The 18,666-nt window shown below is 69.1% G+C and carries 18 protein-coding genes; 11 read left to right on the top strand and 7 right to left on the bottom strand.

What is annotated here, in order from left to right; all coding sequences use genetic code 11:
• Positions 1-43: 43 nt before the first annotated feature.
• On the bottom strand, positions 44-1,372 hold the full coding sequence (locus tag DEU35_RS10820) for an MATE family efflux transporter (protein ID WP_103207990.1): 1,329 nt from the start codon (positions 1,370-1,372) through the stop codon (positions 44-46).
• 228 nt (positions 1,373-1,600) lie between these two features.
• Between DEU35_RS10820 and DEU35_RS10815 the strand changes: the two genes are divergently transcribed.
• Positions 1,601-2,287, top strand: coding sequence for a hypothetical protein (locus DEU35_RS10815; protein ID WP_103207992.1), 687 nt, complete (start codon positions 1,601-1,603; stop codon positions 2,285-2,287).
• A 54-nt stretch (positions 2,288-2,341) separates the two neighbouring features.
• Here DEU35_RS10815 and DEU35_RS10810 read toward each other — a convergent pair whose 3' ends face one another.
• The gene (locus DEU35_RS10810) at positions 2,342-2,521 is read right to left on the bottom strand and encodes a hypothetical protein (protein WP_103207994.1); all 180 of its coding nucleotides are present in this window, start codon (positions 2,519-2,521) and stop codon (positions 2,342-2,344) included.
• A gap of 252 nt (positions 2,522-2,773) precedes the next feature.
• Here DEU35_RS10810 and DEU35_RS10805 point away from each other — a divergent pair, with 252 nt between their 5' ends.
• From DEU35_RS10805 to DEU35_RS10790, 4 genes are all read left to right on the top strand, one after another.
• A complete protein-coding gene (locus DEU35_RS10805; protein ID WP_103207996.1) occupies positions 2,774-4,753 on the top strand; it encodes a M13 family metallopeptidase in 1,980 nt (659 codons plus the stop codon).
• 48 nt (positions 4,754-4,801) lie between these two features.
• Positions 4,802-5,767, top strand: a complete 966-nt coding sequence (locus DEU35_RS10800) for a serine hydrolase (protein ID WP_103208584.1) — start codon at positions 4,802-4,804, stop codon at positions 5,765-5,767.
• Between the two features lie 111 nt (positions 5,768-5,878).
• Positions 5,879-6,154, top strand: coding sequence for a hypothetical protein (locus DEU35_RS10795; protein ID WP_094734402.1), 276 nt, complete (start codon positions 5,879-5,881; stop codon positions 6,152-6,154).
• Between the two features lie 14 nt (positions 6,155-6,168).
• On the top strand, positions 6,169-7,062 hold the full coding sequence (locus DEU35_RS10790) for an FHA domain-containing protein (protein WP_258873519.1): 894 nt from the start codon (positions 6,169-6,171) through the stop codon (positions 7,060-7,062).
• A 203-nt stretch (positions 7,063-7,265) separates the two neighbouring features.
• Here DEU35_RS10790 and purU read toward each other — a convergent pair whose 3' ends face one another.
• Positions 7,266-8,147, bottom strand: coding sequence for a formyltetrahydrofolate deformylase (gene purU / locus DEU35_RS10785; RefSeq protein WP_103208587.1), 882 nt, complete (start codon positions 8,145-8,147; stop codon positions 7,266-7,268).
• A 205-nt stretch (positions 8,148-8,352) separates the two neighbouring features.
• The gene (locus DEU35_RS10780) at positions 8,353-9,471 is read right to left on the bottom strand and encodes a zinc-binding alcohol dehydrogenase family protein (RefSeq protein ID WP_116239511.1); all 1,119 of its coding nucleotides are present in this window, start codon (positions 9,469-9,471) and stop codon (positions 8,353-8,355) included.
• An 80-nt stretch (positions 9,472-9,551) separates the two neighbouring features.
• On the opposite strand from DEU35_RS10780, the gene DEU35_RS10775 reads away from it, so the two are divergent.
• Positions 9,552-10,112: a TetR family transcriptional regulator gene (locus DEU35_RS10775; RefSeq protein ID WP_116239510.1), complete on the top strand. Its 561-nt coding sequence runs from the start codon at positions 9,552-9,554 to the stop codon at positions 10,110-10,112.
• A gap of 147 nt (positions 10,113-10,259) precedes the next feature.
• Here the strand turns inward: DEU35_RS10775 and DEU35_RS10770 are convergent, their stop codons facing one another.
• Positions 10,260-11,996 carry a P-loop NTPase fold protein gene (locus DEU35_RS10770; RefSeq protein ID WP_116239509.1) on the bottom strand — a complete coding sequence of 579 codons (1,737 nt, stop codon included), beginning with the start codon at positions 11,994-11,996 and terminating at the stop codon, positions 10,260-10,262.
• 75 nt (positions 11,997-12,071) lie between these two features.
• Here DEU35_RS10770 and DEU35_RS10765 point away from each other — a divergent pair, with 75 nt between their 5' ends.
• Together DEU35_RS10765 and DEU35_RS10760 are read left to right on the top strand one after the other, a co-directional pair.
• Entirely contained in the window at positions 12,072-13,394 is a 1,323-nt protein-coding gene (locus DEU35_RS10765) for an MFS transporter (protein ID WP_116239714.1), read from the top strand.
• Between the two features lie 32 nt (positions 13,395-13,426).
• Positions 13,427-14,113 (top strand): GNAT family N-acetyltransferase, encoded by a 687-nt coding sequence (locus tag DEU35_RS10760; protein ID WP_116239508.1) that lies wholly within the window; start codon positions 13,427-13,429, stop codon positions 14,111-14,113.
• Between the two features lie 3 nt (positions 14,114-14,116).
• Here DEU35_RS10760 and DEU35_RS10755 read toward each other — a convergent pair whose 3' ends face one another.
• A complete protein-coding gene (locus tag DEU35_RS10755; protein ID WP_103208010.1) occupies positions 14,117-14,326 on the bottom strand; it encodes a multidrug transporter in 210 nt (69 codons plus the stop codon).
• 5 nt (positions 14,327-14,331) lie between these two features.
• On the bottom strand, positions 14,332-15,144 hold the full coding sequence (locus tag DEU35_RS10750) for an SDR family oxidoreductase (RefSeq protein WP_116239507.1): 813 nt from the start codon (positions 15,142-15,144) through the stop codon (positions 14,332-14,334).
• Between the two features lie 221 nt (positions 15,145-15,365).
• Between DEU35_RS10750 and menC the strand changes: the two genes are divergently transcribed.
• The 3 genes from menC to DEU35_RS10735 are packed head-to-tail and all read left to right on the top strand — an operon-like array spanning position 15,366 to position 18,656.
• Positions 15,366-16,499: an o-succinylbenzoate synthase gene (gene menC, locus DEU35_RS10745; RefSeq protein WP_116239506.1), complete on the top strand. Its 1,134-nt coding sequence runs from the start codon at positions 15,366-15,368 to the stop codon at positions 16,497-16,499.
• A complete protein-coding gene (locus tag DEU35_RS10740; RefSeq protein WP_116239505.1) occupies positions 16,496-17,209 on the top strand; it encodes a hypothetical protein in 714 nt (237 codons plus the stop codon). Before menC ends, DEU35_RS10740 begins: the two co-directional genes overlap by 4 nt.
• Before the next feature lie 58 nt (positions 17,210-17,267).
• Positions 17,268-18,656, top strand: coding sequence for a glycine--tRNA ligase (locus DEU35_RS10735; protein ID WP_103208019.1), 1,389 nt, complete (start codon positions 17,268-17,270; stop codon positions 18,654-18,656).
• Positions 18,657-18,666 lie beyond the last annotated feature (10 nt).

Raw genomic sequence — 18,666 nt, 5'->3', positions numbered from 1 at the left:
GGTCCCGCCCCGCACTCCGTCCAGACCGGTGGATCGGGGGACGTCAGGCTCCGGCCGTCATCCACCGCTGTCCGCGCACACGGAGCCCGAGCGTGAGCGCGCGCGCCACCATGTAGACACCGAAGAACGCCGCCGCCAGCCACGCGAGGCCGGTGGCACCGCCGCCGGCGAAGAGCGCCACGAGAACGAGTGCCGGAGCGTACGGCACGAAATTGAGCAGCCCCGCGAGGGCGAGGTAGCGCGCATCGCCGGCCCCGATCAGCACGCCGTCGAGCACGAAGACGAACCCCGCCAGAGGCTGCGCGACGGCGAGCACCAGCAGCGCCGGCTGGATGAGCGCGGCGATCTCGGCATCCCCCGTGAAGATCAGGCCGATCACGCCCGACCCGGCGGCGATGACCGCACCCACCGCGACGCCGAACCACACGCCCCAGGCGCTCGTGCGCGTGAGGACCCGGCCGACCGTGTCGGTGTCGGCGGCACCCAGCGCACGGCCGATCAGCGCCTGCGCCGCGATGGCGAGGGCGTCGAGGGCGAATGCCGCCGTCGAGAAGATGGTGAAGGCGATCTGCCATCCCGCGAGCTCGGCCGAGCCCAGACCCGTCGCCACGGCGACCGTCGCGAGGAACGCCGCCCGCAGGCTGACGGTGCGCAGGAACAGCCAGCCGCCCGAGCGGACGGTGCCGCCCAGACTCTCGCGCTCGAGGCGGAGGGATGCCGTGTGCACCTGCGCCAAGCGCCGCGCGACCAGGACGTATGCGCCGACCATTCCCCACTGCGCCACGACCGTGCCGATCGCCGACCCCGCGATCCCCCAGCCGAAGCCGTAGATGAACAGGGCGTTGAGCAGCGCGTTGGCGCCGAAGCCGAGGCCGGCGATCCAGAGCGGGGTCACCGTGTTCTGCATCCCGCGCAGCAGGCCGGTGGCGGCGAACACCACGAGCATGGCGGGCAGACCCCACATCGAGATCGCGAGGTAGGTGCGTGCGTTCTCGGCGACGTCGGGAGCAGCGCCGAAGAGGTCGACGATGCCGGGGGCCGCGAGAGAGCCGGCCGCCGCCAGCAGGGCGCCGAGGCACAGCGCGAGCCACATGCCGTCGATGCCGATCCGCACGGCCCGGCCGTACTCGCCGGCGCCGTAGCGCCGAGCGACAGCGGGCGTCGTCGAATAGGCGAGGAACACCATGAGCCCGACGATCGTCTGCAGCACCGCCCCGGCGATACCGAGCCCCGCGAGGGGAGCGACGCCCAGGTGGCCCACCATGGCGGCGTCGACGATGAGGAACAGCGGCTCGGCGATGAGCGCGCCCAGCGCCGGCAGGGCGAGCCGCAGGATCGAGCGGTTCAGCGTCGCGGGCGCAGGAGCGGTCACGGTCCGAGCCTAGGGCGGGCCTCCGACACCGCCCGGGCGGCTCTCCGTTGCTTTCACCCGCCTATATTCATGCGCGCTCACGCACACTCGCCGCCTCGGAGGAGGGACATGAGTCGTCACGTGGTGAGGGCCGGTCGGGTCAGGGGTGAACTTCAGTTACCTCGGGCTGGTGCGTTTTACGTCTATCGCTTGCTTTGGGAGGATAGCGCAACAAAATGAGGGGGAATTATGACGACCAAACTGATCGCGGTGCCGACGCTATTCATGCTCGCCACGGCGCTGCTGTGTGCGTCGCCAGCCACAGCTGACGACGCACCGCAGGCCTCGGCGTCGATCGCGCCGATCGATGTTCCGCCGCTGCCGAACACGATCTCTAACGAAGAGATGGCGGAGCTCTCGTCCGACACCAACAAAATCGTGTTCGACGAGACCCGCGCCGAGACTGAGGCGAAGCTGGAGACGTTGAACCTCGAGTCGCCGGATCCGGAGGCGTCCGAGGTCAAGACTGCGGGTCTCCGCACGACGCAGATCCAGACCGCTGGGCTCATGACGCGAGCGTCGATGGCGTCGTCAAAGTGCTTCTTGGTTCCGGGCAACATGTGGTTGCGCAAGTCGTCGAACTACGGGGGTGTTGGCTCCAAGCCCTCACTGAGAAATTGCAGCGCGAATGTCGTGAAGACAGGGATGGCCAGCGAGGTGTTTCGCCAAGAATGGTGGGGGTGGCAGAAAGTCGCCGGACCCTTCAATAGCTACGGCACCAGCAGCATGCAGTCCAAGGACGTGACGTACTGGTGCAACGGGAAGACTCGTGACAACCGGTTTCAAGTCATCACGACAGCGTGGGGGACGACCAGCCGAGGCCAGACGGGCGTGGGCCGCGACTCGACCGGGTCGTACACCTTCAAATGCAACTGATCACAGGTGAGTGACCGGACAAGTGGGGTCGGACATCCCGTTCGACCCCACTTGTCATCCGAGGAAGCCGCCCTGCACTCGGTAGGGAACCGGGTAGGCGCCGATCCAGATCCGTTCGCCTTCGAAGCGGTCCGCCATCTGCTCGTTGAAACGGGACGCCTCAAGTTCATCGTCGAACACGCCAAGAATCTCTGTGTCCTGGTCACTGCGGTAGACGATCCAGACCTTGTTCATGGCTTCAGAGTAGGGCCCCTCCAAGCTCACGCGGCGCCTTCACCTTCCAGTACCCGCCACGAGGCTACTTTGACGCTTTGGTCGCGCATACGGGCGATCCATCCTGCGCCTATAGGGCGGAGCCCGCGTCCGAAAGCGGTCCCCTGCTGGCGGATACTCGGCGAAGCCTCGCCGCGACCGATCCCGAGCTGCCACCACTACCTCCGCCCATGTTCGGAGCCCGCAGGGATGTGAGGCACATATCCTGTCTGCATGACCGACACCCCCCGCTCCGGTCTCGCGCTCGACGAGCTCAGCGACGAGATCCGCCCGCAGGACGACCTGTTCCGCCACGTGAACGGCAGCTGGCTCGAGCGCACCGAGATCCCCGACGACAAGGCCCGCTGGGGCTCGTTCCACCTCATCGCCGAGCAGGCCGAGGCAGACGTGCGCACCATCGTCCAGGAGTCGCAGGATGCCGAGCCGGGCAGCGAAGCCCGCAAGATCGGCGACCTGTTCGCGAGCTTCATGGACACCGACCGCATCGAGTCCGCCGGCCGCGAGCCGCTCGCACCGCAGCTCGAGCGCGTCGACGGCGTCACCGACATCCCCTCCCTGCTCCGGCTCATCGGCGAGCTCGAGCGCGACGGGGTGAGCGGACTGCTGACGCTCTTCGTCGAGCCCGATCCGGGCGATCCCACCCGCTACGTCCCCGTCGTCTACCAGGGCGGCATCTCCCTGCCCGACGAGAGCTACTACCGCCTCGACAACTTCGACGAGACGCGCACCGCCTACCGCGCGCACATCGAGCGCGTCCTGGAGCTCGCCGGAGTCGCCGAGTCCGCGGCATCCGCCGACCGCACCTTCGCCCTCGAGACCGACATCGCCGCGCACCACTGGTCGCGCGAAGACAGTCGCGATTCGGTGAAGACCTACAACCTGAAGACGTGGGACGACACCCTCGCCCTCGCCGGACTCGACCTCGAGCCGTGGCGTGCGGGGGTCGCCCCGGGCCACGAGGACGCGCTCGCCGAAGTCGTCGTCTATCAGCCGAGCTTCGTCGAATCCCTCGGCGCCCTCCTCGTCGAGGAGCGCCTCGACGACTGGAAGGCCTGGCTGCGATTCAAGATCGTGCACGCGGCCGCCGCCTTCCTCTCCGAGGCCTTCGTCGCCGAGAACTTCGCGTTCTACGGCACGCAGCTCACGGGCGTCCCCGTCAACCGCGAGCGCTGGAAGCGCGGTGTGAGCCTCGTCGAGGCGGCCCTGGGCGAGGCGATCGGCAAGGTGTACGTCGAGCGCCACTTCCAGCCCGCGGCCAAGGACGCGATGGACGGCCTCGTCGCGAACCTCATCGAGGCCTACCGTCGCTCGATCCAGGGCCTGTCGTGGATGACCGACGAGACGCGCGAGCGCGCCCTCGCCAAGCTCGACACCTTCGTGCCCAAGATCGGTTACCCGGTCCGCTGGAAGGACTACTCCGAGCTCGAGATCGTCGCCGACGACCTTGTCGGCAACGTCCGCCGGGCGCACGTGTGGGAGCACGACCGCCAGCTCGCCAAGGTGGGACAGCCGATCGATCGCGACGAGTGGTACATGACGCCGCAGACCGTCAACGCGTACTACAACCCGCTCATGAACGAGATCGTGTTCCCCGCGGCCATCCTGCAGTACCCCTTCTTCGACGCCGACCGCGACGCCGCGGCCAACTACGGCGGCATCGGCGCGGTCATCGGGCACGAGATCGGGCACGGCTTCGACGATCAGGGCAGCCGCTTCGACGCCGACGGGTCGCTTCGCGACTGGTGGACGGATGCCGACCGCTCGGCGTTCGAGGAGCGCACCAAGGCCCTGATCGCCCAGTACGAGGCCCTCGTTCCCCTGGGACTCGGCGAGGAGCACCACGTCAACGGCGCCCTCACCATCGGCGAGAACATCGGCGATCTCGGGGGGCTCGGTATCGCGATCGCCGCCTACCGCCTCTTCCTCGAGAGCCAGGGCGAGACCGATCTGAACGGACCGGTCGTCGACGGGTACACCGGCATTCAGCGGCTCCTGCTCAGCTGGGCGCAGATCTGGCAGCAGAAGGGTCGGGATGCCGAGACGATCCGCCTGCTCACGATCGACCCGCACTCGCCGAACGAGTTCCGCTGCAACCAGATCGTGCGTAACATCGACGCGTTCTACGACGCGTTCGAGGTGACCGAGGGCGACGCCCTCTGGCTCGACGCCGACCAGCGCGTCACCATTTGGTGAGGTCCTGTTTGTTGCTCTGCTGACGCGGAAGGAGCCACGCTCGTGGGCATGCCCCCGGTTCCCGAGCCCAGTACGCCCGACCCCGTCGGCGGGCCGGTGGAGTCGTCGAGACGCGACGCCCCGGCCCTCCGCGGAGCGGGACGGAAGGGGCCGAAACGCCTGCCCCGTCGCGCGGCTGCGGGTCGGCGATCGTTCACGGCGACCCTGCGCTCGCTCGACGAGCTGGCCGCGTCGGGCGCCAGGGTCTCGGTGCGCATCGACGACCTCGACGGGGGCTCGACCGAGGTTCTTGCGGGCGACGACTTCATCACGCTGCCGGTGGGCGGGCTCGGCGTCGTGCCGCTGCTCATCGAGGCGGCGGCCGCCTTCGAGACGGGCCGTCTCGACCCGCTCGAGATCGTCGACCGCGCGTCCGTTCACGGCGCGGCCCACGGCGGTATCTGGCAGCACCTGAAGGCTCCGGCGCTGCCCCTGGCCGACGTGGCGATGCTCGCGGCCTCCTCCGGCGACGCCCTCGCCGTCAACGCCCTGCTGCACCGGGTGGGCCTGCAATCGGTGCGGGCGCGCGTCGAGCAGCTGGGGCTTCGCCGCACAGCCCTGCTCGACCGTTTCCGCGACGACCGCGGCCCCGACGACGCCCCCCACCTGGCACTGTCGACGGCTCGCGAGATGGCGCAGGTGTTCGCGGGGCTCGTGAACTCCACGATCGTCTCGCCGCAGGTCAGCGCGCAGGTCGCGGAGTGGCTGAGTCTGAACCACGACCTGTCGCTCGTGGCATCCGCCACCGGCCTCGATCCTTTCGCGCACGAGAACGACCAGCACGGGCTGCTGTTCATCAACAAGACCGGGCGTGCCCCGGGTGTCCGCGCCGAGGCGGGGGTGCTCGGCGGACCCCGCGCCGGAATCTCGTACGCGCTGATCGTGAACTTCGACGACCTCTCGATCGCCCACCGCCTGCGTGCGCACGACGCCTTCCGCGTGCTCGGCGTCGAACTGATGGAGTACGTGTACTGAGGCGTGGAGACAGAATCGTCCCGCACGGCTCGCTCGAGCGCAATCCCTCCTCTGCTCTCCCCACGCGCTGGGACGCTGGTGTTCCTCTGAACCGAGAAAGGGACCGAAGCCATGTCCGACTCCTCCTCACCCACCGACCCGTTCGCCGACTCCCGCGGCCCCGAGGGTCACTCCATCACCGACTGGACCGACCTCGGTCGCGAGATGTGGTCGTACCTGACCGGCCGCGGCGCCGCCGTCAACTACTCGTTCGTCGACATGACCGTCGAGGTGCCCCGCGACATCGGCCCCGACGCGCCGCGCGCGACCTGGAAGCTCAACGGCACCCTCCGCGTCACCACGAGCGACGACACCGCGGCCGGGTCCGACCCGTACCGCGGCAACTGAGAGGCGGCGCCATCATGGTGCGCCTCGACATCGACCTCGCCTTCTCGGAAACCGAGCAGGGCCAGGATGCCGACACCCCGCCGTTCGAGGGAACGATCACGGCCGCGGGCACCGAGGTGCGCATCGTCGTGAGCGACCCCTCTCGGTTGCCCGGCAACGGCCGCCGCACGCTCACCGAGTTGTCCACGGTCGCCGATGCGCTGGCATCCCGGGGCATCTCCGTGCGGCTCGAGGGGCCGGACGGACCGATCCTGCACCTCGGCGACGTGAAGAAGAGCGCCCTGCAGCGAGCGATCACCGGCTCGGCGCACATCCGGTTGGGCTCGGTCGCCGCTGTCGCGCCGCTGCTGACGCGGCGGAACAAGGGGCAGGCGTTGACCTTCCCCATCCCGCCCGAGACCCCCCTGCCGCTCGTGCCCACCGTCAACCGCACGGTGCGCCGCCGCATCACGACGACGCACTACACGCCGGGATCGGGCCGCCCGCGCCTGATCTTCGCGGTGGGCGATTCGTCGTGGGACGGCTCGCGTCCGCGGGAGTTCGACCTGTTGCCCACCACCACCGTGATCGGGTCCGGCGAGGGCGCCGACCTGCGACTGCCGGGGCTCGCGCCGGTGCACGCCGAGATCCGACACGAGGGCGACGACGAGTACGTGCTGTACGGCTTCGACGCGGTCGGGGGCGGTGGGGCGCGAGAACAGGGTCCGGGGCGTTCCGGCGGCGGTCGCATCCTGCGCACGGGCGCGCGTATCGAGCTGGGGGATTGGCGACTGGCGTACTTCCGTGCCGAGTTCGCCGACCACGGTCGTCCGTACGGGGGGCGCCAGGGCGGTGAGCTCTCGAATCAGCGCAGGCAGCCACCGCGCGGCGGCTCCGGTCCGCTCAGTCGGGCGACCGACCCGGAGTAGCTCTCACGCGCCGGTCGTCCCGCGGGTCCTCCGCGCCGGGACCGCATTTCGCCGACGAAACCGTTGCAGCCTGCAACCGAGACGTCAGCGAGATGCGGTCTCGCGGTGCGCGGGGGCTCCTCGCGTCGGCGCAGCGTCACGCGCACCGCCCGTGACCGCGCGTGCCACACCGCGCGTGGCCGCAGGGGTGCGGCATCCGGTCCCTAGAAGACGATCGTGTGGTTGCCGTGGCGGATGATGCGGTCTTCGGCGTGCCACAGCACGGCTCGGGAGAGCACCTGACGCTCGACGTCGGCGCCGCGGCGGGCGAGTTCGGCGGCCGAGTCGGCGTGGGTCACGCGCACGGTGTCCTGCTCGATGATCGGGCCCTCGTCGAGGTCGCTCGTGACGTAGTGCGAGGTCGCGCCGATGAGCTTCACACCGCGCTGCTTCGCCTTCTTGTACGGCTCGGCGCCGATGAAGGCCGGCAGGAACGAGTGGTGGATGTTGATCACCGGCACCCCGATCTTGTCGAGGAAGTCGGGCGAGAGGATCTGCATGTAGCGCGCGAGCACGACGAAGTCGACGTTGCCGACGAGCAGTTCGAGAATGCGGGCCTCGGACTCGGACTTGTCGGGACCGGGCGTCGAGGGCACGTGGAAGAAGGGCACGCCGAACGAGCGCACGTCTTCGGCGGCCGTGGTGTGGTTCGACACGACCATCGGGATGCTGACGGGCAGGTCGCCGCGGCGGTGACGCCACAGCAGATCGAGAAGGCAGTGGTCCTGCTTCGACGCGAGGATCGCCATGCGCTTCGGCGTCGACAGGTCGGTCAGGGTCCACTCGAGCTCGAAGCCCTCGCCGAGGGTCGTGGCGAGATCGGCCTCGATGTCGGGAAGGGCCACCGACAGGTTGGGGCGGTGGAACACGACCCGCTGGAAGTACGCACCGCCGCGGGGGTCGTCGGAGTACTGGTCGAAGGCGACGATGTTGCCGCCCTGACGGGCGATGAGCGCCGACACCGCGGCGATGATGCCGGGGGTGTCGCTGCCGTGGACGATGAGGCACGCGTGATCGGGCTGCAGGTGGGGGCTCGCGGAGACCATCGGACCATTCTGCCGTGCGCGGGTGGCGTCGCCGACCACGTGCCGTCGCGTTTCGGGGCGGGTGCGTTGTGGGGGTGCGGGCGCGTGGGACGGCGCGTGCGTCGGGGGCGTTGGCGCGCTGGTGGCCCCGGGGGTGCATCTACCGCCCCGGGGCCACGGGCCGCAACGCCCGACAGACCGCGTCTCCGCCCGGCCCCCACGCCGGCTACAGACGCACGACGACCTTCTGCGCCGAGACGCCCGCGCGCTGCCGGTCGAGGGCATCCTGCACGGCGGCGAGGCCGTCGCCGACGACGAGCGGAGCGGGCATCGGTCGCAGCGCCCCCTCGGCCAGCATCCGCGGAACGACCTCGCCCCAGAGCCGGGGACCCATGTCGTCGTCGCGCAGGCTGCTGCCCCAGACGAAGGCGGCCCGGATGCCACGGCGTCGGGCGCGCAGCGTCGAGCGGAGCGTTCCGAGGCCGATGCGGGTGAAGACCGGCAGCATCGCGGGGAACAGGCGGCGCCGACCGACCAGCGAGTCCAGTGAGACCGGCGTGCTGGCCATGGCCAGGCGTTCCCCGCCGGTGCGGGCGAGCACGTCGATGCACGCGTCGGTCGAACCCGCGCCGAGAGCCACCGCCCCGACGACGGGTCGTCCCCCGATGGCCGCGACGAGGTCGGCCACCGCCGTGGGCGACCGGTGGTCGACGACGGCGTCCGCGCCGAGCCCGCGCAGGGTCCCGGCGTTCTTCGCGGATGCCGTGGTCACCACGTCGTATCCGGCGGCGTGCGCCAGTTGGACGGCGTTCATCCCCACACTCGTCGAGCCACCCCAGATCACCACGACGCCTCGGCTGGCGGCCGGCGCCGGGTCGCCCGGCATCCGGAGTCCGAGGAGCTGGGGTTGGAACAGCGCGCACGCGGCCGTGGAGATACCCAGGGGGAAGACCGCGGCCTCTTCGTCGGAGAGGTCGTCGGGGATGGGGGCCGTGAGGCGCTCGACCAGGGTCGTGTACTCCTGGAAGGCGCCCTCTCGGAGCGGGTCACGCCCGCGGTCGGTGCCGGTGGCCAGGCCGAACACGCGTTGGCCCACGCGGAAGCGGGTCACGGCGGAACCGATCGCGACGACCTCGCCCGCCACGTCGGAGCCGAGGACGGCCGGCGTGTTCAGCCATCGGTAGGTGACGCGGCTGGTGCCCTGGATGACCCAGTCGACGGGGTTGATGGCCACGGCGCGCACGCGCACGAGCACCTCGTCGGCGGCGGGAGCGGGGGTCTGGACGGTGGTGACGGTGAGCGCGGCCCGCGGTGCGGGGAGGATTGCGGCGGCGTGTGCGGGCATGGGGAGCCTTTCGCGTGATGACACGGAGTGTCTTCACTATAGACGTGATGACACCACGTGTCGTCACTTAGGATTTCGACATGGCCAGATGGGCACCCGATACGCGAGAACGCCTCCGCGCGGCGGCGATGGAGCTGTTCGCCGAGCGCGGCTTCGAGGCGACGACGGTGCCCGACATCGTCGAGCGCGCCGGCGTGACGCGCCGCACGTTCTTCCGGCACTTCGGCGACAAGCGCGAGGTCTTCTTCGGCGACGACGAGATCCCTCGGCTCGCCGACCAGATGCTCGCGGCCGCCCCCGCCGACGTGCCGCCCTTCGCGATCGCGTGGAGCGGCTTCCAGATCCTCGCCGCCGAGCGCTTCGAGCCCCGCCGCCGCGAGATGGCGGCCGCGCGCCGCGTGATCGAGTCCGAGCCCGCCCTGCGTGAGCGGGACCTGCAGAAGCAGGCCGATCTGCGTGCAGTTCTGACCGAGGGGTATCGCGCGCGTGGTGTGGACGCGCTGCGGGCGCGCGTCGTCGCGGGGGTCGCGGTGGACCTGCTGCAGACGGCCCTCGAGCAGTGGGCGGCCGACACGGCGGGCACCCCGCTCGTGGAGCATCTCGAGCGGGTCCGCCGCGAGATGGCGGACGTTCTGGCCTGACGCGCCGCTCTGCGCGCCGACCTAACTCACGAATAGCGCGGTACCCGCTACACTGCCGCGAGGCATTTCACGCCCCCTGCCGATGCGGCAAAGGGCTGTCAAGTATCTCTGCTCGGCACTGAACACGCGCGCGAAAGATGTCAGGAGCTACTCTTCGATTTGCCTGGGGGCATCGTCGTCACGCCACCGGACAGGAACGCCGACCTTTCTGGCGCGGTCCTGAAGACTTCGGCGCATGAGACGCACCGCATCCCGCAGTGCTTCACCGTCCCCTGGGCGTACTTGCACGAGCACTCCACCCGACCCGAGGGTGGTGACGTCCGTTTGATCGATGTTCCGCGGCAGGCTGAAGTCGATGTCGTCAACGTCAGCTGCGACCAGTGGCACCTGAACGTCTACGCGGCCCTTCTTCTTCAAGAAGGTTGCGAATACAAGGCGGCGATTTCCCCCCAGGAATCTTGCAACGGTGTACGTACGCTGCGTACGAATCTCCACATCCTCTGCAACGCGCTCGGCCTCCTGTGTCAGCTCTTCGAGAAGGTCTTCCACGGCGGCGGGGTCGGCGACGACCTTCTCTCGCTGATTATCCCATTGAGGCGAACGGGTACTCGTCGCCGGTTCGTCGTTCTCCGTCTCGACTATCTCGCGTGTCATGTCCATGAGCCTGCGGAGGTGGTCTGCGCTCTGATTTCGATCGAACAACCGCTCCAGATAGCGTTTTAAATCACGGTGAACGTCGGGGTCGCTGCTCGCGGCGTACTGCTTCCGTGCAATCACGTCCTCATCCTCCGACAAGAAGACGCTCACGGCGGGTACGACCTGCAGGGTCATTGTCGACGGGTCCACTTCGTCGTCGTCGAAGTTCGCAAGTGTCTCTGCGATGTCCCGGTGCAGATTAATGAAGTAGAACGGCCAAGCCAGTTGCAGGCCGATGATGCGAAGCAGGAGGTCCGGGTCGCCCGCAGTATCGTCCCACTTCATAAACCGGGTGAGCATGAAGGAATTGAGTAGACGCTTGACCTGGCGAGGATTGGATCGGAGTCCGAGGAGGGCGACGCCTTCCAAGGTCGTATCCGTGACCCCCGTGAACCATTCGGATCGGAGGGAGCTCCACGAACCAATGAGCTCCTCGAGCCGGTCGCTCGATATTTCCAGCTGAGGAATTCGAAAAGGTATCTGCACGATTTTCTCTATGAAACGATGTCCGTCCGCTCCCTTGTACTGCTTGCGAATCGCCTTGACGAGGTACTCATAATCGAGTGCCAGGATGAACACAAATCCATCGATATCGGTGAGGACGTGAATGGCCTCCAAGACGTTGACGACGGCAGCTGGGGAGCAGCGATCGAGGTCGTCGACCATAACGACAATGCGCTGGGCGCCGTTCCCATCGGTGATGCTGGAGCCGATGGCGCTGAGATCTTGAAATGGGTTGACGTATCGAGATTCGCTGTCCGTGGAGCGGGCGAGCGTGATGTCGGCGAGCAACGGTATTGAGGCCGAAACCTCGAGCGACCTGAGCGCTTTGCCGATACTGGCTCGCACCTTGATATGCCACGAATCGTTAGCGCTGACCGCCTCGTGGACCTGCGCGAGGAGGGGAAGGATCAGATGTGGCTCGCGTTCATAGCGCCACGCGTCGAAATGAACGACCGTCGCGTCCGGGCGGCCGTTTCGTCCGCTTTCCTTCTTGATGTTCAGTCGGATGCTTTGAAGTAGCGACGACTTGCCGGTGCCCCAGGGGCCGTATAGGCCGATGGTGAACCGCGCCGGTTCGCCATCGAGCGCTGCAGCGGCAATCCCCTCCGCGTAGTTGTGAAAATCGAGTTTCGGTTCCGCAGCCGGTGCGTCGACGATGATCGGCAGACGTTCTGGTCGTGTCATTTCTTGCCCCCCTCGGGCACACTAACGGAGATTTCCCCGCCGCCGATGTCGGTGGGCGGCGATAGCCTGGAACGCGTGATCAGCTCCCTCCGCCTCGACCGGCCGGGGTGGCGCACCTGGGCGCTGTGGGGCGTGGGCGTGCTCGCCTACGTCGTGTCGATCATCAACCGCACCTCCCTGTCCGCCGTGGGAGTCGATGCGGCGGTGCGCTTCGGTGCGGATGCCTCGGCGCTGTCGATGTTCGCCGTCATCCAACTGTTCGTCTACGGGGCGATGCAGATCCCCGTCGGGCTCCTGCTCGACCGCTTCGGCGCGCGTCCGATGATCGCGATCGGCATGGTCCTGATGGCCGCGGGCCAGCTCGTCATGGCGTCGGCGGATGCCGTGGGGATCGGCATCCTGGCCCGTGTCCTGATCGGCGCGGGAGACGCGGCGATCTTCCCGAGCGTGCTGCGCGTGATCGCGACGTGGTTCCCCGCACAGCGGGCACCCGTGCTCGTGCAGCTGACGGGGATCATCGGGCAGCTCGGTCAGATCGTCGCCGTGGTTCCGCTGGCCGCCCTGCTGCACGCCACCAGCTGGAGCGTCGCCTTCGGCAGCGTCGCGGGGCTGGGCCTGCTGTTCGCGATCCTCACGTTCCTGATCATCCGCAACCGCCCGCCCGAACGTCGGGCCGACCCCGTCGACACGTCGGTCGACACGCAGACCGGCGCGATCCGCGTGGTGCGGTCGTCGCCCGATCTGCGGCAGGGCTTCCGCGAGTCGTGGGCGCATCCCGGTACGCGCCTCGGCTTCTGGTCGCACTTCGCCACGCCCTTCGCGGGCACGGCGTTCATGCTGCTCTGGGGTTTCCCGTTCCTCACCGCGGGCGAGGGGCTCGAGCCCGCCACCGCGTCGCTCGTCATGACCTCGCTCGTGCTGTTCAGCATTCTCAGCGGCCCCGTGATCGGGGCGCTGTCGAGTCGACACCCCACCCGCCGCTCCCGCTGGCTCGTGCTGCCGACGGTCGTGTTCCAGGCCGTGATGTGGATCGTCGTGATCGTGTGGCCGGGCCCCGCCCCGGTGTGGCTCCTGATCGTGCTGATGTTCGCGCTGTCGACCGGGGGACCGGCGTCGATGATCGCCTTCGACCACGCGCGCACCTTCACGCCGAGCCACCGGTTGAGCACGGCGACGGGCATCGTGAACGGCGGCGGGTTCCTCGCGGCGCTGCTCGCCATACTGTTCATCGGCATCGCGATGGACGTGCAGGGAGCCGGCAGCCCCGAGACCTACTCTCTCGACGCGTTCCGTCTGGCCTTCCTCACCCAGGTGCCGCTCTGGCTCGTGGGCGGGATCGCGATCGTCATCGAGCGCGGGCGCACGATCCGTCACGTCGGTGGGACCCTCCCGCGCTGACCCACACGGGTCACGGTGGAAGGATCGAGAGCATGAGTGCCATCGACATCCGCACGCTCGACACGGTCGAGGGTATTCACGAGGCCGCGCACGTGCTCGACCGCGTGTGGGGTGAGTCGGGCACCATGCCGGCCAACATCCTGCGTGCGCTCGAGCACGCCGGCAACTACGTCGTGGGACTCTTCGACGGCGACGAGATGATCGGCGCCTCGGCGGCGTTCTTCGGCCCCCCAGCCGATCGGTCGATGCATTCGCACATCACGGGCATCGTCCCCGGCTACCAGGGCCGCGGTCTCGGGCGCCAGCTCAAGAACCACCAGCGCGACTGGGCCCTCGAGCGCGGCGTCGGCCGCATCACCTGGACCTTCGACCCGCTCGTCGGCCGCAACGCTCACTTCAATCTCGCGGTGCTCGGCGCGCGTGCCACCGAGTACCTCGTGAACCAGTACGGCGAGATGGCCGACGCCGTCAACCGCGGCGACGAATCCGACCGCCTGCTCGCCGTCTGGGCGCTCGCCGAACCTCCCGCGCCCACCCCGACGGATGCCGAGATCTCAGCGGTCGTGCCCGTGCCCGACGACATCGAGGCTCTGCGCTCGACCGACCCGGCGGCAGCCGCCGAATGGCGTCGGCGCGTGCGCGACGAGGTGCAGGGGCAGCTGGCATCCGGTCGCAGGATCGGCGGCTTCGACCGTCGCGGCTACCTCATCGTCGGGTAGGCGTCACTGCTCGGTGATGGGCGTGTCCTTCTCGGCGGCCGGGTCGCCCGGGCCGGGGCCCGGACGCACGGCCGCGTCGTCGCGCACGTCGATGCGGGTCACGCCGTCGTGCTCCGAGACGTCGAAACGCGGGGCCGCGTCTTCCTCCGTCGCCTTCGGTGCGCTCGTCAGCTGGTCGTGACGGTTCTCTTCGAAGCTCTTCTCGTCGCTCATCGTTCTCACTCCTCGCCGGCCGAACGCCAGGCGTCCGACTCCATGTGTGATCCCGCCTGCGGGCCCATGTGCAGCATCCCGCCGTCGACGACCCAGCTCGCGCCGGTGACGTAAGCGCTCGCCGGCGATGCCAGGAAGCGGATAACGTCGGCGACCTCGTCGGGCTTGCCCGGGCGGCCGAGCGGGATGCCGGGGCGGTGGGTGCGCTCGGCGTCTTCGGCCGACATGTCGTTGATGGGGGTGGCGATCTCGCCGGGGGCGACGGCGTTGGCGGTGATGCCGTACTGCCCGAGCTCCAGCGCCATCGTTTTGATGAGGCCGCCGACGCCGTGCTTGGCGGCGACGTACGGGGCGGAGCCGACGCGCGGCTGGTGCTCGTGGACGCTCGACACCACGATCAGTCGACCGCCGTTGCCGGTCTTCACCATGCGTCGAGCCGCGGTGTGCAGGGCGAGGAACGCTCCGTCGAGGTTGAGCGAGATGTCGGTGCGCCAGGTGTCGAAGTCGAGGTCGAGGAAGCTTCCGCCGATGCCGCCGCCGGCGTTGTTCACGAAGACGTCGAGGCCGCCGAGCTCGTCGGCCATCGCGTTCACGGCATCCGGGACCTTGTCGAACTCGGTGGCGTCGAACTGCGCGACGATCGCGCGCACGCCGCGCTCGCGCACGGCCGCGGCGGTCTCTTCGGCGCCGTCCTTATCGGAGTGGTAGGTCACGGCGACGTCCATGCCGGCGTCGGCGAGGGCGAGGGCGGTCGCCGCGCCGATGCCCGAGTCGGAGCCGGTGACGATCGCGTGGCGGGGGGTGAAGTCAGCGCTCATGCGGCCGACGCTACGCGCGCGTCGGACGGGGGCACGGTCCCTTGCCAGGTGCGCGCGCGGGCGTTACGGTCGCCCGCCCGCCGACGGGGCCCGAGCGAAACTCCTGAGAGATGGGCGGCACCGTCCGTCCAGATCCCGACGACAACGCCCGCAGAGCCGGTTTCTCGGGAGCGTGGCCCACCGCGCGATCGGTTCGCGAACGCGCCCGCTAGCCTGCCGTCATGCCATCGATCCGCCCCGCCGCGCCCGTGACCCTCGATGCGGTCGAACTGCGTGTGCTGCACATGCCGCTCGTGTCTCCCTTCACCACCTCGTTCGGCACCGAGACGGTGCGCGAGGTGATCATCGTGACCGCCGAGACGCCCGACGGCCGCGGCTGGGGGGAAGTGGTGACACAGTCCGAGCCGTCCTACTCCAGCGAGTACACGCAGGGTGCGTGGGACGTGCTGACCCGGTTCCTCGCTCCGGCGCTGCTCGGACGGCGGATCGTCGCGCCCGAGGAGGTCGCCGGCGCGCTGCACCGTATCGTCGGCCACCGCATGGCCAAGGCGGGCCTCGAGCTCGCGGTCATCGACGCCGCCCTCCGCGCCGAGGGCCGCAGCTTCGCGCAGTACCTCGGCTCCGAGAAGACCCGCGTGCCCTCGGGCGTCTCGGTCGGCATCCAGAGCGATCCGGCGGCGCTGGTCGACACGGTCGGCGGGTACCTCGACGAGGGGTACGTGCGCATCAAAATCAAGATCAAGCCCGGTCGCGACATCGACGACACCGCCGCCGTCCGCGCGGCGTTCGGGCCGATCCCGCTGCAGGTCGACGCGAACTCGGCCTACACGCTTCGGGATGCCGACACCCTCGCCGAACTCGACCGCTTCGAGCTCCTGTTGATCGAGCAGCCCCTGCAGGAAGACGACCTGGTCGATCACGCCACCCTCGCGAAGAGACTGACGACGCCGGTCTGCCTCGACGAGTCGATCGTCTCCGACAAGGCGGCGGCTGACGCGCTCGCCCTGGGGTCGGCGGCGATCCTCAACATCAAGGCCGGGCGGGTCGGCGGCTATCTCGAGGCCGTCGCGATCCACGACCGCGCGCTCGCGGCGGGTGTTCCGGTCTGGTGCGGGGGCATGCTCGAGACGGGGATCGGCCGCGCCGCCAACGCCGCGCTGGCCGCGCTGCCGGGCTTCACGCTGCCGGGCGACATCTCGGCATCCGCCCGCTTCTACGACCGCGACATCGTCACCGAACCGGCCGTGCTCAACGACGGATACGTGCGCGTGCCGACCGGGCCGGGAGTGGGCGTCGAGATCGACACCGCGGCGCTGGAGCGGTTCACGGTGCGGCGCGAGCGGATCACGCGATGAGCCGGGGCGCCCGGCCGGGCCGTGAGGGGCTCAGCGAGACCTCGGGCGAGGACGTCCCGTGGGGTCGTCCGGCGGTCGACGGCATCCCCCTTCCCCCGTTCCGGGATGCCGCGGCGCACCGGTCGTACGTGCTGTCGTTGCAGACGTTCATCGCCCTGCTCGACGAGGGAGAGCCGGCGCCCACGACCGTCGCGCTGCTCGCCGCCCTCGCCGCCGAGATGCCGCGGAACGATGCCGAGGTGTCTGCGCTGTTGTCGCCGCTCGCTCTCGGCGTGAGTCTGTCGACGTTCTTCCCCGCGCCGTGGACGCCGAAGGCCCTCGCCGCAGCCCTCGCCGTGCGCGGCCCGTTCACCCCGAGAGGGGGAGGGGGAAGCTGGGCGTGGGGCGGCGATCCCGACTATCGGGCGACCATCCACCGCGGCGGATGGTCGATCGAGCGGCACGAGCGCGGCTCCCGCACCCGAGCGACTCTGGCGCACGAGGGCGATCTGGTGCTGCTGTGGATGGACATGTTCCGCAACCGCTTCCCCTACCCGATCGCGCACATGCCGTCGACGCTGGCGGAGAGCCCCGCGGCCCTGGCGGTCGCAGCGCGCGCCACCCGCGGCGCCCATGCGGCGAACACCGCGATGCCGTACCTGCAGAACTGGCGGGCGGAGCGCGATCGGGCGCTGACCGGCGGGCCGGAAGAACACGGGCCGCTTCGATAAACTGGATGCCGCGCACTCGCGCTCGATCCCCACAACTTTCCCGACCATTGGAGCCACCGTGGCCGAACAATCCCGCCTCGATAAGGTCATCGCCCTCGCCCGCCATCGGGGGTTCGTCTTCCAGGCCGGTGAGATCTACGGCGGTTCGCGGTCCGCGTGGGACTACGGCCCCCTCGGGACCGAGCTGAAGGAGAACATCCGTCGGCAGTGGTGGCAGACCTTCGTCCGCGGTCGTGGCGACATGGTGGGCCTGGACTCGAGCATCATCCTGCCCAAGCGCGTGTGGGAGGCCTCGGGTCACGTCGCCACCTTCACCGACCCGTTGGTCGAGTGCCTGAGCTGCCACAAGCGCTTCCGTGCCGACACCCTCATCGAGGACTTCGAGGCCCGCAAGAACCGCAAGGCCGAGAACGGCCTCGCCGACGTGCCCTGCCCGAACTGCGGCACGAAGGGCCAGTACACCGAGCCCAAGTCGTTCTCGGGCCTGGTCAAGACCTACCTCGGCGTCGTCGACGACGAGTCGGGCCTGTACTTCCTGCGCCCCGAGACCGCGCAGGGCATTTTCGTGAACTTCTCGAACGTGCTCACGGCATCCCGTCGCAAGCCGCCGTTCGGCGTCGGCCAGGTGGGCAAGGCGTTCCGCAACGAGATCACCCCCGGAAACTTCATCTTCCGAACGCGCGAGTTCGAGCAGATGGAGATCGAGTACTTCACCCCGCCGGCCGAGGCGAACGAGTGGTTCGAGCACTGGGTCGAGGCCTGCTGGAACTGGTTCATCGAGCTGGGCATCGACCCCGAGAACATGAAGCGCTTCGACGTCCCCGAGGACGACCGCGCGCACTACTCCGCCGGCACGATCGACGTCGAGTACCGCTTCGGCTTCCCGGGCAAGGAGTGGGGCGAGCTCATGGGAGTCGCCAACCGCACCGACTACGACCTCAAGAGCCACTCCGAGGCCTCGGGTCAGTCACTCACCTTCTTCGACCAGGCCTCGGGCGAGAAGTACACGCCCTATGTGATCGAGCCCTCCTTCGGTCTCACTCGCGCGATGATGGCCTTCCTCGTCGACGCGTACCGCGAAGAAGAGGTGCCCAACGCCAAGGGTGGCACCGACACCCGCACGGTGCTCAAGCTCGACCCGCGCCTCGCGCCCGTCAAGGTCGCCGTGCTGCCGCTCTCGCGCAACGAGCGTCTGTCGCCGTTGGCCCGCGAGGTCGCCGACACCCTGCGCTCGGCCGGGTGGAACATCGACTTCGACGACGCCGGCGCCATCGGCCGCCGCTACCGCCGCCAGGACGAGATCGGTACCCCGTTCTGCGTCACGGTCGACTTCGACTCGCTCGACGACAACGCCGTGACCGTGCGCGACCGCGACACGATGGGCCAGGAGCGCATCGGTCTCGACGCGCTGCAGGGCTACCTGGCCGAGCGCCTGCGCGGAGCCTGACCCGCGAGAA

This window comes from Microbacterium sp. AG157 (assembly GCF_003385695.1).
In the GTDB taxonomy this organism is placed as follows: Bacteria; Actinomycetota; Actinomycetes; order Actinomycetales; family Microbacteriaceae; genus Microbacterium; species Microbacterium testaceum.
Note: the sequence above shows the minus strand (reverse complement) of the source record. Positions and strands in the feature narration are given on the sequence as shown.